This is a genomic window from Candidatus Ozemobacteraceae bacterium (assembly GCA_035373905.1).
Classification (GTDB): Bacteria; Muiribacteriota; Ozemobacteria; order Ozemobacterales; family Ozemobacteraceae; genus MWAR01.
In genome coordinates this window covers 1-13910 of sequence record DAOSOK010000018.1, presented here as the reverse complement: position 1 = coordinate 13910, position 13910 = coordinate 1, and the positions used below count along the sequence as shown (strand labels likewise).

Below are 13910 nucleotides of genomic sequence, written 5' to 3'. Positions count from 1 at the left end.
ATTACTTCTTGGAGCTTTTGAGAAGCTTGTGCTTGATCGCGAACTCGCGGATCAGGTGGTCCATGTTGGGCTCGCCGATTTCCTGGAGCTCGTAGCGGACGCGCAGATGCGGCTTCTTGATCTTGATGACGCGGGTCAGGTCGATCGGGGTGGCAGAGATGACCAGGTCGCAGTCGACCGAGTTTACGGTCTTCTCGAGGTCAGCGACTTCCTTGCCGCTGTAGCCGAGAGCCGGGATGATCGCCCCGATGTCGGGATACTTCCGAAGGGCCTTGGCCATCTCGCCGACGAACTTGTCGCGCGGATCGACGATTTCACCGGCGCCGTAGCGCTGGGCGGCGACGTAACCGGCGCCGAACTGCATCTCGCCGTGGGTCAGGGTCGGGCCGTCTTCGATAACAACGACGCGCTTGCCGCGGATTCTCTCGCCGTGGTCGACGTAGATCGGGCTGGCGCCGTGAACGAGGACCGCCTCAGGATTCATCATCATGATGTTCTCGCGGACGACGTGGAGATCGTCGGGGTAGCACGAGTCGATCTTATTGAGGACGACGACGTCGGCGATGTAGCAGTTGGCTTCGCCGGGATAATAGCCGCGCTCGTGGCCGGGGCGGTGCGGGTCGGCGACAACGACCTTGAGATCAGCCTTGAAGAAGGGGAAATCATTGTTTCCGCCGTCCCAGACGATGACGTCGGCTTCTTTTTCGGCTTCGGCGCCGATTTTGCCGTAGTCGACGCCGGAATAGATGACGGCGCCCATGTCGATATGCGGCTCGTATTCCTCGCGCTCCTCGATGGTGCAGTCGTGCTTGTCGAGGTCTTTATAGTCGGCAAAGCGCTGGCAGATTTGCTTCTCGAGATTGCCGTACGGCATCGGATGACGGATCGAGACGACCCTGAGGCCCATCTTTTTGAGAGCGGTGACGACACGGCGGGTCGTCTGAGACTTGCCGGAGCCGGTGCGGACGGCGCAGACGGAAACGACCGGCACATCGAGCTTGATCGCGGTCTGGTCGTAGCCGAGCAGCTTGAAGCTGGCGCCGGCGGCGGTCACCTGGCTGGCGTGGTGCATGATGTATTCATGGCTGACATCGCTGTAGGAGAACACGACTTCGGCGATCTTTTCCTTGCGGATCAGGTCGATGAGGTCTTTCTCGGGGCGGATCGGAATGCCCTTCGGATACAGTTTGCCGGCGAGCTTCGCCGGGTACACGCGCCCTTCGATGTTCGGAATCTGGGTCGCGGTGAACGCCACAACCTGGTAGGCAGGATTGTCGCGGTACACGACGTTGAAATTGTGGAAATCCCGGCCGGCCGCGCCCATGATGATGGTTTTGATCGGTGCCATTGCTGCTCCCTTTCCTGTGCTTTTGATTCCCGGTCTTGCCGGGTTGGTTCCCGTGTTGAAGGCCCTGCCGCTCAATGCCCGCAGCTTCCGCAAGAGTGCGACGAACAGCTTCCGCAGCTGTGACCGCCGCCACCGCCGCCGCTTCCGAGATCCAGCGTTTTCGTGCCGCCGGACGTGGCGAAGCTCGAGACCTTTTTACTGACGTTTTTCCCGTGACAAGTGTCGCAGGCGATGGTGCTCAAATCCGTTTTCATCGAGCAAAGAACGTCAAAGGCCTTGTTGCAGTCGGAACAGTAAAATTCGTAGATCGGCATAGAAAGCCCTCTTCAACTTGCAGTGCCGGGATTCGCGTACCCCGGTCGTGGCAAATCCTAGCACATGGGTCAATGTGAGTCAAACAGTATGACCGGTCCAGTTTTCCTTTTGACACTGATATGTTCCCTTGTATACACTGACCACGATATGACAGACCAACCCTCCGTCACCCTCGACCAAATCCGCCAGGCCCTTGCACAACCGAACCAGGCTATTTGGAAGCGGGCGCTCGCACTCATCCACAACGAGGCGAAGGTCGAAGCCGGTCCCATCCTCGAGGAATACCTCGGCCGGGAACAGGATGCCTCCCTGCAGGCCCTCGCGCTCAAGGTCCTCGAGAAGCTCAAATCCTTCCGGGAATGCGCCGGCCAGGTCCCGACGGAGCGCCTCACCCCCCTGCTGCAGAATCCCGATCCACAGGCACGCCTGATGGGACTCAGAGCGGCAGCAACCCGCAACGACGCGGATCTCGCGAAAATGGTCGTCCGCCACTGCGCTGGCGACGTATCTCCGGAAGCGCGCCAGCTCATCGCCCAGATTCTGCGGACAAATCCTCTCCCCGAGGGTATTCCCATCCTCCTCGACCTGGTAAGCGAAGAAAGCGAGAAAATTCGCGAAGACGCGATCGAAGGAATCCTTCAGGTCATCACCCGCCGCCTGTATCCCGAAGTCCTCAAGACTCTCCTCGATCCGTCGCCGGCGCTCAAAATGCGCGCGTATCAGCTGATCAGCCGCATCAGCCGGCAGAACCTGCTCGAGGCGCTTGAGTCCATGCTCGGCGATGCTGATCCGGCGATTAGCAGGCTCGGCGGGAAACTCCTCCCGAGTTTTTTGAATCCTGATCTGATCTCCCTTCTGGCGAGGCACGTCGATCACCGTGATGCCGAAACGGCGGCCCTGTGCAAACGATCCCTGGTCCTTCTCGCCCAGAAAGGCCATTTCGAGGCAGCGCAACTGGTCGAGAAGTTCACAGCCAGAGACAAACCATGCGCTTCTCCGGCCGGCGCCTCGAGCCAGGTCTCCGGCACGTGCGCCGACGCCATCAGAGGCTTGAAGGACCTGCTCATCCGGTTTCCCTTCTTTCTCCAGGCGCCGTTCCTGGATCTCCCCTCCAATGCCGACATCTCTCAAACCATCCTGCGAATCCGCGACCTCCACTCGAGAATCCGAACCTTGATCGCCGGCCCGCTTCTGACGACCTATTTCGGGCAGGGTCGTCGAAGCCAGGCCTGCGACCGAATCGCATTCAAGGCCCTCCAGCAGGGAACGAGGAACGCGGATCTGCCGGCCCTCATCACGGGGCTCGCGCCTGCCTTCGATACGATTCCGGACGAAACGGATCTGTATCCCATCATGATCGTCGTCCGCTCGAAAACTCCCCCGGTCTTTCCGCTCTACGAACGGCTTGTCTTTTTCCAGAAGACGATCCCGGCCATGAATTCGGGATCAGCCGATCCGTCCGCCCTGTTTACATCGCTGGTCCAGGGCGCCGTCGAGCTGCTGAAGTCCTTGGAAATCATGCTTCCCAACCGAATGGTCGTGAAATGCAGCGATGCGGCCGGCATCCGGGTGCTCGACTTCATGAAAAACCCTCCCGTGGCCGTCGATCCGCGGCTTCTCGTCAACTTCGACCTCCCCCTCCACGATCCGACGCTCATCAGCGGGAACTCATCGTGCGCGATGAGCCTGTCTCCATTCCTGAAATACGCCCCGGAAACCCGCATACTCGTAGCGAACGATCCGGGCGAGCACGATCTGTGGGAGTATCTGATGAAGCTGAAGATCCTCGATTCGTATCTCGCCTACCTGAAAGAAAAGACTGCCTGACGGTACGATCTGCCGACCCCGAACACGCCGAGGAGGTTCCGATGTCGAAACCAACGATCGCCTGTGTCATAGCCCCGGAAAAGTTCCGTGACGAAGAGTTGTTCGTTCCGAAAGCGGCTTTCGAAAAAGCCGGGTATCAGACTGTCATCGCGAGCACCCGCATCGGGACCGCCTCCGGCATGCTCGGCGGGTTTGCCATCGCCACATGCCCGATCTCCGACCTGAAAGCGGCCGACCTCGCCGCCCTGGTCGTCGTCGGAGGCGCGGGGTCGCACGCCTACCTCTGGGGCCACGCCGACCTGCACGCACTCGTTCGGGCAATGGCGACCGCCGGCAAACCCGTGGCTGCCATCTGCATTTCTCCCGCGGTGCTCGCCAGGGCGGGCGTCCTGAAGGGCAGAAAGGCCACCGTCTTCAAGGATCGGGCCTCGATCGCCGAACTTGAAAAGGCGGAAGCGGCATACGAACCCCGGGCCTGCGTCGTCGACGGAAATATCATCACCGCCAGCGGCCCCGAAGCCGCCGCCGAATTCGCCGACGAGATCCTTCGCCTCCTCAAAGCACCCCCACGTTGATCCCCATGGATATCCCCCGTCTCCCGCCTCTGCTCGAGCGGGTCCTGTTGGATGCCGGAAGCTCGCTTCTCGACACTCTGCGGGCGATCGACGATTCCGCCCTCGAGATCGCACTGATCGTCGACGACGGCCGCCGCCTGCTCGGCACGGTTACCGACGGCGACATCCGGCGCGGCCTGCTGCGAGGCACCCCGCTTGACGCGCCCGTCAGTCTCCTGATGAATCCGAAACCCGTCACGGCTGCAGCCTCGACGCCGGACGACGAGCTTCTCTACCTCATGTCGCAGCGCTCGATCAAGCATCTTCCGCTCGTCGACGCGCACAACCGCGTCATGGGCCTGAAACGGCTGCAGGATCTGATCGCGAAACGGCCGCGGCCGAACTGGGCGGTCGTGATGGCGGGGGGCCGCGGGAAACGTCTCGGAGTGCTGACGGACACCACTCCCAAACCGCTTCTCCCCGTCGGCGACCAACCCCTTCTCGGCACGATCATCCGGCAGATACAGCGGTCGGGCATAAATACAATATTTGTCACTGTACATTACAGGGCCGGGATGATCATCTCGTATCTCCGCTCCCTCGCGGCGGAAGGGCTCGATCTGCGCATCATCGAAGAGCGCGAATCCCTCGGAACCGCCGGCGGACTGAGGCTCCTTCCCGAAATTCCCGGCCATCCCGTCCTCCTGATGAACGGCGATCTCCTGACCTCGGTGAACCTGGGAAACCTTCTCGAGTATCATGCGGCATCAGGCCGCCGCCTGACGGTCTGCACGCGGGAATTCAATTTCCAGATTCCCTACGGGGTCCTCTCCATGAACGGCGCCGCCCTGGCCGGCATCGAGGAAAAACCCTCCCAGAAGCTCGTGATCAACGCCGGCATCTACGTTCTCGAACCGGATGTCATCCGAACGATCTCCGGCGAAGGGCCGATCGACATGCCCGACGTCATCAGGCATGCGCTCCAGGATCCGGCCGGGGTCGGCTGTTTCCCGTTGTCCGAATTCTGGCTCGATATCGGCAGTCCGTCTGAATACCAGCGGGCACAGACGGAATACGCCGCCCGGTTCTCCCCTTCCCCCGGCGCCTGAAGTCCCGACCCTCGCGAATGAACGCCTCAGTCACGGCATCTTCCGAAGAATGGAACGCGCATCTTGCCGGCTTTTCGCCGCAGTATCGCGACATCTATTTCACCTACGGCTGGCATGACCTGTTCGCCAGGGACATCGGGGCCGCGCCAAGGGCCTTTCTCTTCGAAGGAGCCCGCGGAACCCGCGTGCTCTACCCGTTCCTTCTGCGAAAAATTCCGGAACGCTTTTCCCCGTCCCCGCTCTTCGCCTGCGAATCCGCCTATGGATACGGCGGCCCCCTGACGGAAGCCCCGGACCCTGCCGACCTGGCCATGGCCGACGACGCTTTCTGCGACTGGGCCCGAACGAGCGGCATCGTCGCCGAATTCCTGAGATTCCATCCGCTCCTCGACACCCATCGCTGGTTTCGGCGAGACGTGCTGATCGAAGAAAACAGGCCCACGGTGACCGTCCCTCTGGATGCCCCATACGAACAGCTCTTCCAGCGATTTTCCCCGGCAAAGCGGAGAAACATCCGCAAAGCGGACAAGGCCGGCATTGTCGTCAGACGCGGAGAGGATTTCGACGGTTTCTGGCGGCTGTACGAAGCCACGATGAGCAGGCTCGCCGCCGCCAGGTTCTATCGTTTTTCGGAAGAACACAGGGCGCGTCTCGAACGGCTGGTGCGGTCGTCCGGTTTCCTTTTGGAGGCGCGCATCTCCGGTCGTCTGGTCGGGGCGGCCGTGTTCCTGAGGTCCGCCGGGTTTCTGCATTTTCACCTTGGCGGAAGCGACGAAGCCTTCCTCGGTGCGGCTCCCAACGACCGGTTGATGGCGGAAGCAGTCAGGCTCGGCCTTGAAACGGGGGCCGGGGCCGTCCACCTCGGTGGCGGGGCGACGACGGATGCCGGCGACACCCTGCTGCGCTTCAAAAAAGGATTTTCCCCCACCCTGACCCTCTTCCGAACCGGAAAACGGGTTCACCAGCCGGCCCTCCACGACCTGTTCCTGAATCTCCGGCGGGAGGAGACCGGCGCACGTCCGTCCAGGTTTCTCGAGTATCTCGACGATATATAATGCAATGTTTATAAACCGACCGGCCCTCCCGAAGGAAGGCCGGTCGTTCGTGCCTGAACCAGGAATGAAACCTCGGATTACTCCTCGGTTTCCGAGGGCGGCGTGGTGACTTCGGAATCGTTCGCACCCGACTCGTCGCCGGTCGGAGCGGTGGTATCGCCGCCGGTTTCGCTCGCTTCGTCACTTCCCGACTCGCCGCTCCCGGACGATCCTTCCGTCAGGGAAATGTTGCAGGCAGGACAGTCGCCCGGGCCGTCGGAGGTAAAGCCGCACTTCGGACACGCATACACCTTGTTCTCATCGGGCGGCTGTTCTTCGGAAGAAGGAGATTCGCCGGACGGCTCGCCTGAGCCTTCATTTACGCTCTGCTCCTGTCCGTTCGAGGCCTCGTCCTCGGCGAAACCAGGGTTGTAATACCCATACAGGCCGACCAGAAGAGCAACTGCGAGGACAACATTGATCAGACGCTTCATGCGCGCCTCCTCATGATGTTTGAAATACCGGTGGTCTTCCGATTATACTGCGAGTCGGACCGGTACTGCAAGATGACACACGCCGCAAGGGGAAACAATCTGAATCGCGAGGGCGCGCCGTTGCGCGTCGCCCTCGTGATGCCGGACATACCTCAGAATACCGGCAATATCGCACGCCTGTGCATGGCCACCGGCTCCGAGCTGGTTCTGGTAAGGCCATTGGGATTCCGGCTCACCGACACGCACCTGTTGCGGGCCGGCATGGATTACTGGAAACAACTCTCCCCGCTCGTTCTTGATGATCTCGAGGCGTTCGAGCGATGGGCCGCCGACAAGCGCGTCTGGTTCCTTTCCGCGCACGGAAGCAGGCTCTGGGCCGAAGTCGCCTGGCAACCCGGCGACGTCCTCGTTTTCGGTTCAGAGGCGGAAGGTCTTCCCAGGCAAGTCTACGACCGGGCGAGAGACGCCGGCAGGCTCGTGACGCTCCCCATGATCGAGGGCGCCCGATGCATCAACGTGTCGTCGGCGGCTGCGGCGGTCGTATACGAGGCCCTGCGCCAGATCAACGGCTGGCAGGCGATTCCGGAATAAGCGGCGGCGTCACTCCCCGTCGGAGGAAGGCAGGGGCGGGGGTGCGGGCATCCCCGCATCGTCGGCGCCGGCAGCATCGCCGGCTTCTCCCTTTCCGGCTTTCGCGAGCTCCTCTTCGGCCATCGCCTCGATCTCGTCGCCCATGTCCTCGCCCATCTCCCTGGCCATTTTTTTCGCCCAACGCGCGATGGAGCGAGGGTCGTTCTCGTCGATGCCCGAGAGGGCGCTCGGGTCGGCCATGGATTCGAGGATCTGGTCTTCGGAACGGATCGTCCGGAATTTCGAGACCAGCCGGCGGGTTCTGGTCGAGGAGCAGTGCTCGCACGGAGGCTGCTCGACGAGTTCTGAAATCCTGCAGAGCAGGGAAAATGTTTTTCGGCAGTCGCCGCAGCGGTATTCGTACATCGGCATAGAAACTCTCCTGTTTCCGGGCTTGTTTCACTGGATTATACGAAGAGATTATTGTAAGATCAACTGACCGGGAGAGGGAAAAACGAAAGACGCACATCCTGACAGAACCGCGCCATGGAAAAATCACCATACGAACTGATCAACAGTTTTGACGAGACGCTCTGGCGGCAGGGGCTCGAAGCCCTGGTCGTCGAGCACACCCCCGCCGCGGTCGAAGCGATTTTTCATCTGCTGTCCGACAAGGCATGGCGGAAACGCGAAGCCGCGGCGAAAGCCCTGATCGAATGGGGCCCGGACATCGTCGCGATGCTGGTTCCCCGTCTGAACCTCCAGAACCCCGACGAATTCTACTGGATCCTTCACGTCATCGGCCATTTCGACAACCAGCAGGGCCGAGATACCCTGCGGGGCTTTCTGTCGAGCGAAGACGCCGAGGTTCGCGGCTACGCGATCAGGGCTCTCTCCATCTGCACCTCGCTTTCAAACGCCCAGTTGCTGTATCCCCTTCTGAACGATCAGAACTGGGCCGTCCGCAAGCTCGCCTTCGAACGCCTCCTGGGATTCGGGGAACTCATCCTTGACGACCTCCGCACCCTCCTCGCAACGACGCGCGAAGACCCCAACCACCCGGTCGTCGCGCTCTTCGTCAAACTGGGAAAAGAAGCCGTCATCCCCGAGCTGACTACGTATTACCAGTCCGGCTCGTTTTCGATGCGCTATTCGATCATCTCCGCCCTCGGCGAAGACGCTTCATCGCCGGCGGCGGCAGACTTCCTCATCACCGGTCTTTCCGATCCGTCCTGGGTCATCCGGAAACGCGCCGCGGAACTGCTGACGGCGATCGGCCCGCGCATTTTCGACCGCCTCTCCGCCTGGTTCGGGCGCGGCGACTCGCTGATGAAGCACCAGATCGTGAACATCATCGTGGACCTCCTCGGCGAGCGCTCGCTCCCGTTGATCCGCAGGCTTCTCAGCAGCAACGAGCAGGAATACCGGATTCTCGCCGTCGAGAGCCTCAGCCGACTTCCCGGCGACGAGCCCGCGCAACTGCTCCTGCGGTGTCTGAGCGATCCGCACCGGATCGTCTCGGATTACGCGTCCGAATGTCTCGCCCGCAAGCAGAACCTGAACCTGGACCTCCTGCTCGAGCATCTCTCGACCGACGACGAGAACCTCCGCTTCCTTGTCATCAAGACCATCGGAAGCATCGGCGGCCTCGCGCTGAATCCCATCATTCGCATCCTCGAGAACGGCAACAAACAGGAACGCCTGTTCCTGCTCGGCGTCCTGCAGCGCATCACACCGAACCCCAAGCTGATCGACGTGCTCATCTCCCTCCTCGGTGACCCCAACTGGCCGGTCAGAAACGCCACCGCAAACTGCCTGCGCTCGTACGGAGAAGTCGCGGTTCCGGCTGTCGTGCGAATGTTGAACGCCCCAAGCGAGGATATCCAGTATTGGTCGAAGCGGATTCTCCTCCTGATGGGGCCCGCCGCCGTGACCGTCCTGACGAACATTCTCGAAGAGGGAACCGACGGTTCGATCATTCCCCACATCATCGCCGCGCTCCTGGCCATGAACAGCGCCGAAGCGGTCCCGGCGGTGACCAAGTTTTTGCAGCAGAGCGACGACAACCGTGTCAACTCGGTCTTTGCCGGTATCGGCGAGATCACCTCGCGGGAAGTGGTCGAGAACATCCTCAATCTGCTGACGCATCCTGAGGAGCGCATCGCCCGATGGCTGGCCGTCCTCCTGAGCAAGGTCCGAAAGCCGCATCTGAAGAGATCCGTGCTGCTGGGACTCAATCACTCGAATGAAACATGCCGATTCTACGTGCTCGATGCTCTGAAGCACTGGGGCAACCTGACGGAAGTCGAGTTGAAAGGCATCATCAGACAGCTCGAGCTCGAAAAAACGCGTCGGAACATTCTGGCCGTCGCCGAAGTGCTGGCCGGGTATCCACTGCCCTTCGTGATCTTCGCGGTCAAGGAGTATCTGAAGATCTGCAACGCCGACCTGATGCTCGACCTGATGCTCGTTTTCGTGAGCGCCGATCATCAGGGATTCGGGCCGATGCTCGCCGAACTGTTGAAAATGCGCTCGGAACTCATCCAGATCGAGCACATCGAGCGGGTGGGAAAGGTTCTCGGCCTTATCTTCAAGGCCCGGCCCGAAGGCATCCTGCAGGGGCTCTCCTCGCCGACGATGGCGTTTCGCCTCTGCTGCATCGTTGCCCTCGAGCAGATCGAGGACAAGCGCGTCGCATTCGCCCTCATGGACAACCTGAATACGCGCGACACGCCGGAGATCCTCGAGCGGGCCGTGAAAATCCTCGCACGCTACTTCTTCTCCGAGGATTTCCGGCTGAAGGGCGCCGTCACCGATTTTCTCCTGTCTCTCGGCATGGTCATCGTCAACCCGCTCTCCGAATTCATCGAAACAATAGAGAACGATATAGACCGGAAGGCCATCGTCGACCTGATCGAGAGCGTCGGCGGCAAGGTGGAGCAGAGCCTCCTAAGGAAAAAGGGCGAACAGAAGGTGGTCCTGTCGGACGACCATCTCGACAGCGTGCTCGAGCGACGCAAGCAGGCCATGGCCGAACTGGAGAAATACGACCGGATCATCCAGGAAGCCCACACGCTCGAGCTCACCATCATGTTCACCGACGTCAAGGGCTATACCGCGTTCAGCGCGAAGGCCTCCCTGTCCGAAGTCATGACGATGCTCAAGCAACACGACGAAATCATGCTGCCGATCTTCGAGAAACATAGCGGCAAAGTCGTAAAGAAGATCGGCGACGCATTCCTGATCGTGTTCGAACAGCCGGCCAAGGCACTCCTGGCGGCGATCGCCATCCAGAGACGCCTGCAGGAATACAACTCGTCCACCTCCGAGGACCATCGACTCGCGCTTCGGATCGCCATCAATACCGGCTCGGTCATCTGCCGCGAGAATGACGTGTTCGGCGACGCCGTCAACATCGCCTCTCGCCTGGAGGGTGTTGCGGATGCCGGTGAAATCGTGATTTCAGAAGCGACTTCGTCAAAAGTCGACGCCACGATTTTCGAGCTGATCCCGCACGGCGAGCACAAGCTCAAAGGTATCGAAAAGCCGGTGAAAACCTTCCGCGTCGGCTGGTAACCCTCTCCCGCTCTGTCGCCCCCAGCCTTCGGCGCCTCGCGAATGGGGTGCATGCGGAGTTTTGCTCCTCCAACCGCCGGGCATCGCCCCTTTTCGGAACTCTCTCCGCTCGGGCGCGACCTCACGGAAATTCAGGAGGCTCTCAGGAGGCGGGTTTCGGGGCGAACGGCGGCTTGTGGGTGGGGGCCGCGGCCGGTTTGGTCGAAGCCGCAGGCTTTTCCGCGGCTGCCGGGGCGGTATGAGGACTGCCGCCGACGTTGAATCCGCGCTCCTTGAGGTGCGCCTCGAACGTCTTCTTGTCTTCGGCGTTTTTGATCCCGTCCTCGTAGGTGATCCGGCGGCGAACGACGAGATCCTCGAGGCACTGGTCCATGGTTACCATGCCTTCGTTCCGGCCGGTCTGCATGATCGAGAGGATCTGGTCGATCTTGTCCTCCTTGATGCACCGGCGAACCGGCATGTTGCCGACCAGCACCTCGTAGGCGAGCACGCGGCCCGACGAGAGGTAGGCGGGAATGAGCCGCTGGGAAACGATGGCGCGAAGGGTTCCCGCCATCTGCATGCGAATCGTCTGCTGCTGGTCGCCGGGAAACGAACCGATGACGCGGTGGATCGACTCGTAGGCATTGATGGTATGCAGGGTCGAGAAGACCAGGTGGCCGGTTTCGGCGGCCGAGATCGCCAGATGCATCGTTTCGGTGTCGCGCATTTCGCCGACGAGAATGACGTCGGGGTCTTCGCGCAGCGCGCTTCTGAGCGCGTTGGTGAAGTTCAGGGTGTTGGTGCCGAGTTCGCGCTGGGTGACGGCGCACCGCTTGTGCGGATGGACGAATTCGATCGGGTCTTCGATCGTGATGATGTGGTCGTACCGGGAGCGGTTGATCTGGTCGATCATGGCCGCCAGCGTCGTCGATTTTCCCGAGCCCGTGGCGCCCGTGACGAGAATCAGGCCCGACCGGTGGTTGCAGATTTTGAGCATGATGTCACGGTCGATCGACAACTCCTCGAACGTCGGTACCACGTTGGGAATGATGCGGAACACGGCCGCCATGCCGTTCTTCTGGACGAACATGTTGGCGCGGAAACGCGCGCAGTCGTGGATCTCGAAGGAGAAGTCCAGCTCCATGCGCTCGTTGAACACGGCCTTCTGGGGCTCGGTCAGCAGCGAGAACAGCAGGTATCTGCTCTTTTCGGGCGTGATCGTCTCGAACGTCGTCCGCACGAGCTCGCCGTGGATGCGGATGCTCGGCGGCAGGCCGATGTTGATGTGGAGATCCGAGCCGCCCTCTTCGTGCAGGTAGTAGAGGAGCTCCTTGACGTCCGTAATATTTTCCTTATTATATTTTCTCGACAACACTCTCGTTTCGACGTTTTCGGGCTGCAGACTCTCGATCGTGATCTTCTCTTTCTTGAGGACCGCGTCGATCTGGTCGCCGGACAACTTCGAGCTCAGCGAGATGATCTTGTCCTTCTCGAAATCGGTGCTGGTTTCGTAGAGGGAGAGGAACGAGGGAATGCCCGGGTAGTCTCGCCGCTTGAGAATTTCCTTCGACCACCAGGCGACGTCGGCGTTCCGATCCATGGTCGCAAGGAGGAGATCCTTGATGAAGGCGTTCCTCGGGTGTTTCGACAGGTTCTCGACGATGGTGTGACGGATCGAGAGATCCTTGTCGTCGAGCTTGAGCAGCAACAGCCCCGCGACGAGTTCGAACTTCTGGAGCTTGGAAATCGACTCGACGCCGCAGGTGCGGATGAGCGTGTTGCGGTTGTTGTCGATCATGAACAGAAGCGGCCGCAGGGCGTCCTTCGAGCCGATCTCGCCGATGACCCGCAGGACGGGCAGCAGCAACTGCTCGTCTTCGCTGTCGAGGCAGGCGAGCAGAGGATCGAGCACATGCACGCCGAGCCGGGCGAGAATCTTCATCGCGTAGTCCTGGATGAAAACCGAGTCGTCCTTGAGGAACGGCAGGAGGTCCTGCACGATGAGCGGATCGCGAACTTCGGCCATCGCCGTGAGCAGGAAGTATTTCGACTCCTGCGTCAGGGGGCCGAAGAAAGCCTGCAGTTCCTTCATCGCGTCGAGACCGAGCACGCGGCCCATGAGGACCATGATCGAAATACGCGTCTCCTGGCTTGCCGACGGGAAGATGCCGAGCAGCGGCATGACGATCTCTCGCCCCCAGTTCGTCAACGCCTTGATCGCCTCTTCCCGGACGAGCATCGACGGGTCTTCGAGCAGGCGCAGAAGCGTCTGCAGGGAGGCCTCGCTGCGGATTTCGCCGAGACCGGCGCAGATGTACGGTTTCACAACGGCGCTTCGGTCGGCTTCGAGCATGCGCTGGAACAGCGTGAACGTCTTGTCCTTGAGGATCAGCGGGATGAGCTTGATGCAGTCGTATTTCTGCCGACTCGGGCAGGTCATGAAGAATTCCTGGATGATCTGGTAGATACCGTCTCCCAGGCCGATCAGCAGGTTCTTCGCCTGTTTGCGGATGATCCAGCTCGGATCGCTGATCTTGTCGAGCATCAACAGGACCATCTCCTTGCTGGGCTTTTTTCCGAGGGCTTCGAGCGCCAGGCGCCTGATCTCGTCGTTCTCGCGGCTGTTGACGACCTCGACGAGCTCCTCCTGCGCGATGAGGGAGAGTTCGACGAGCATGAAATACGTCCAGAAGCGGACGGTCGTGTCTGACGAGAGGCGCAGGGCGGGGAGAACGTCTTTGAGGACGGTCGGGTAGTTGCACACGACCTGGACGGTCTTTTTCTGGATCGTCTCGAACTTCGACGACAGGGCGAGCGGCAAGATCGTCGAGATGATCTTGCGCTGCTTCTCGGTATTCTGCGACTGGAGCAGCGAGCCGAACTTGTCGATCGCCGTCTCGTTGTCCAGGTAATCGGTGCTGCGAAGCTTGTCCTGCAGGCTTATCAGGATTTCTTCAATCATCGTCCAAAGTCCATGTCCTCAGGGTGACGTTAGAGGGATTATACCAGCCATGATACGAGAACACCACAAGTATCGTCACGCGAGACAGCAATTCTCACTATGCGTTCTAGAGCGAGTTTGCGCTTGACACCGGATCGAT

The 13910-nt window shown here is 60.7% G+C and carries 11 protein-coding genes; 6 read left to right on the top strand and 5 right to left on the bottom strand.

Translation table 11 applies throughout. The features are described from left to right. Position 1 precedes the first annotated feature (1 nt). Positions 2-1348, bottom strand: a complete 1347-nt coding sequence (locus tag PLU72_10440; GenBank protein ID HOT28599.1) for a cyclic 2,3-diphosphoglycerate synthase — start codon at positions 1346-1348, stop codon at positions 2-4. A gap of 71 nt (positions 1349-1419) precedes the next feature. Further along, on the bottom strand, positions 1420-1662 hold the full coding sequence (locus tag PLU72_10435) for a zinc ribbon domain-containing protein (protein HOT28598.1): 243 nt from the start codon (positions 1660-1662) through the stop codon (positions 1420-1422). Positions 1663-1810: 148 nt separating this feature from the next. On the opposite strand from PLU72_10435, the gene PLU72_10430 reads away from it, so the two are divergent. Genes PLU72_10430 through PLU72_10415 form a run of 4 tightly spaced genes read left to right on the top strand, consistent with a single transcriptional unit; the run spans position 1811 to position 6208 of the window. After that, complete coding sequence (locus tag PLU72_10430) at positions 1811-3490, top strand: hypothetical protein (protein ID HOT28597.1); 1680 nt, start codon at positions 1811-1813, stop codon at positions 3488-3490. Between the two features lie 41 nt (positions 3491-3531). Further along, positions 3532-4065 (top strand): DJ-1/PfpI family protein, encoded by a 534-nt coding sequence (locus PLU72_10425; protein HOT28596.1) that lies wholly within the window; start codon positions 3532-3534, stop codon positions 4063-4065. A 5-nt stretch (positions 4066-4070) separates the two neighbouring features. Continuing rightward, positions 4071-5153: a nucleotidyltransferase family protein gene (locus tag PLU72_10420; protein ID HOT28595.1), complete on the top strand. Its 1083-nt coding sequence runs from the start codon at positions 4071-4073 to the stop codon at positions 5151-5153. Positions 5154-5170: 17 nt separating this feature from the next. Continuing rightward, on the top strand, positions 5171-6208 hold the full coding sequence (locus PLU72_10415; GenBank protein ID HOT28594.1) for a GNAT family N-acetyltransferase: 1038 nt from the start codon (positions 5171-5173) through the stop codon (positions 6206-6208). Between the two features lie 77 nt (positions 6209-6285). Here the strand turns inward: PLU72_10415 and PLU72_10410 are convergent, their stop codons facing one another. Continuing rightward, positions 6286-6681: a hypothetical protein gene (locus tag PLU72_10410; GenBank protein HOT28593.1), complete on the bottom strand. Its 396-nt coding sequence runs from the start codon at positions 6679-6681 to the stop codon at positions 6286-6288. Between the two features lie 72 nt (positions 6682-6753). Here PLU72_10410 and PLU72_10405 point away from each other — a divergent pair, with 72 nt between their 5' ends. Then, on the top strand, positions 6754-7272 hold the full coding sequence (locus tag PLU72_10405) for a tRNA (cytidine(34)-2'-O)-methyltransferase (GenBank protein ID HOT28592.1): 519 nt from the start codon (positions 6754-6756) through the stop codon (positions 7270-7272). A 9-nt stretch (positions 7273-7281) separates the two neighbouring features. Here the strand turns inward: PLU72_10405 and PLU72_10400 are convergent, their stop codons facing one another. Then, positions 7282-7683: a zinc ribbon domain-containing protein gene (locus PLU72_10400; protein ID HOT28591.1), complete on the bottom strand. Its 402-nt coding sequence runs from the start codon at positions 7681-7683 to the stop codon at positions 7282-7284. 114 nt (positions 7684-7797) lie between these two features. Here PLU72_10400 and PLU72_10395 point away from each other — a divergent pair, with 114 nt between their 5' ends. Beyond that, on the top strand, positions 7798-10827 hold the full coding sequence (locus tag PLU72_10395) for a HEAT repeat domain-containing protein (protein ID HOT28590.1): 3030 nt from the start codon (positions 7798-7800) through the stop codon (positions 10825-10827). Between the two features lie 142 nt (positions 10828-10969). Here the strand turns inward: PLU72_10395 and PLU72_10390 are convergent, their stop codons facing one another. Beyond that, complete coding sequence (locus PLU72_10390) at positions 10970-13771, bottom strand: PilT/PilU family type 4a pilus ATPase (GenBank protein ID HOT28589.1); 2802 nt, start codon at positions 13769-13771, stop codon at positions 10970-10972. Positions 13772-13910 lie beyond the last annotated feature (139 nt).

Excerpts from the sequence above, each read along its gene's own strand:
- PLU72_10420 (HOT28595.1), top strand. The coding sequence starts at position 4,071 with ATGGATATCCCCCGTCTCCCGCCTCTGCTCGAGCGGGTCCTGTTGGAT.
- PLU72_10415 (HOT28594.1), top strand. The coding sequence starts at position 5,171 with ATGAACGCCTCAGTCACGGCATCTTCCGAAGAATGGAACGCGCATCTT.
- PLU72_10435 (HOT28598.1), bottom strand. The coding sequence starts at position 1,662 with ATGCCGATCTACGAATTTTACTGTTCCGACTGCAACAAGGCCTTTGAC.
- PLU72_10410 (HOT28593.1), bottom strand. The coding sequence starts at position 6,681 with ATGAAGCGTCTGATCAATGTTGTCCTCGCAGTTGCTCTTCTGGTCGGC.
- PLU72_10430 (HOT28597.1), top strand. The coding sequence starts at position 1,811 with ATGACAGACCAACCCTCCGTCACCCTCGACCAAATCCGCCAGGCCCTT.
- PLU72_10425 (HOT28596.1), top strand. The coding sequence starts at position 3,532 with ATGTCGAAACCAACGATCGCCTGTGTCATAGCCCCGGAAAAGTTCCGT.
- PLU72_10405 (HOT28592.1), top strand. The coding sequence starts at position 6,754 with ATGACACACGCCGCAAGGGGAAACAATCTGAATCGCGAGGGCGCGCCG.
- PLU72_10440 (HOT28599.1), bottom strand. The coding sequence starts at position 1,348 with ATGGCACCGATCAAAACCATCATCATGGGCGCGGCCGGCCGGGATTTC.
- PLU72_10400 (HOT28591.1), bottom strand. The coding sequence starts at position 7,683 with ATGCCGATGTACGAATACCGCTGCGGCGACTGCCGAAAAACATTTTCC.
- PLU72_10390 (HOT28589.1), bottom strand. The coding sequence starts at position 13,771 with ATGATTGAAGAAATCCTGATAAGCCTGCAGGACAAGCTTCGCAGCACC.
- PLU72_10395 (HOT28590.1), top strand. The coding sequence starts at position 7,798 with ATGGAAAAATCACCATACGAACTGATCAACAGTTTTGACGAGACGCTC.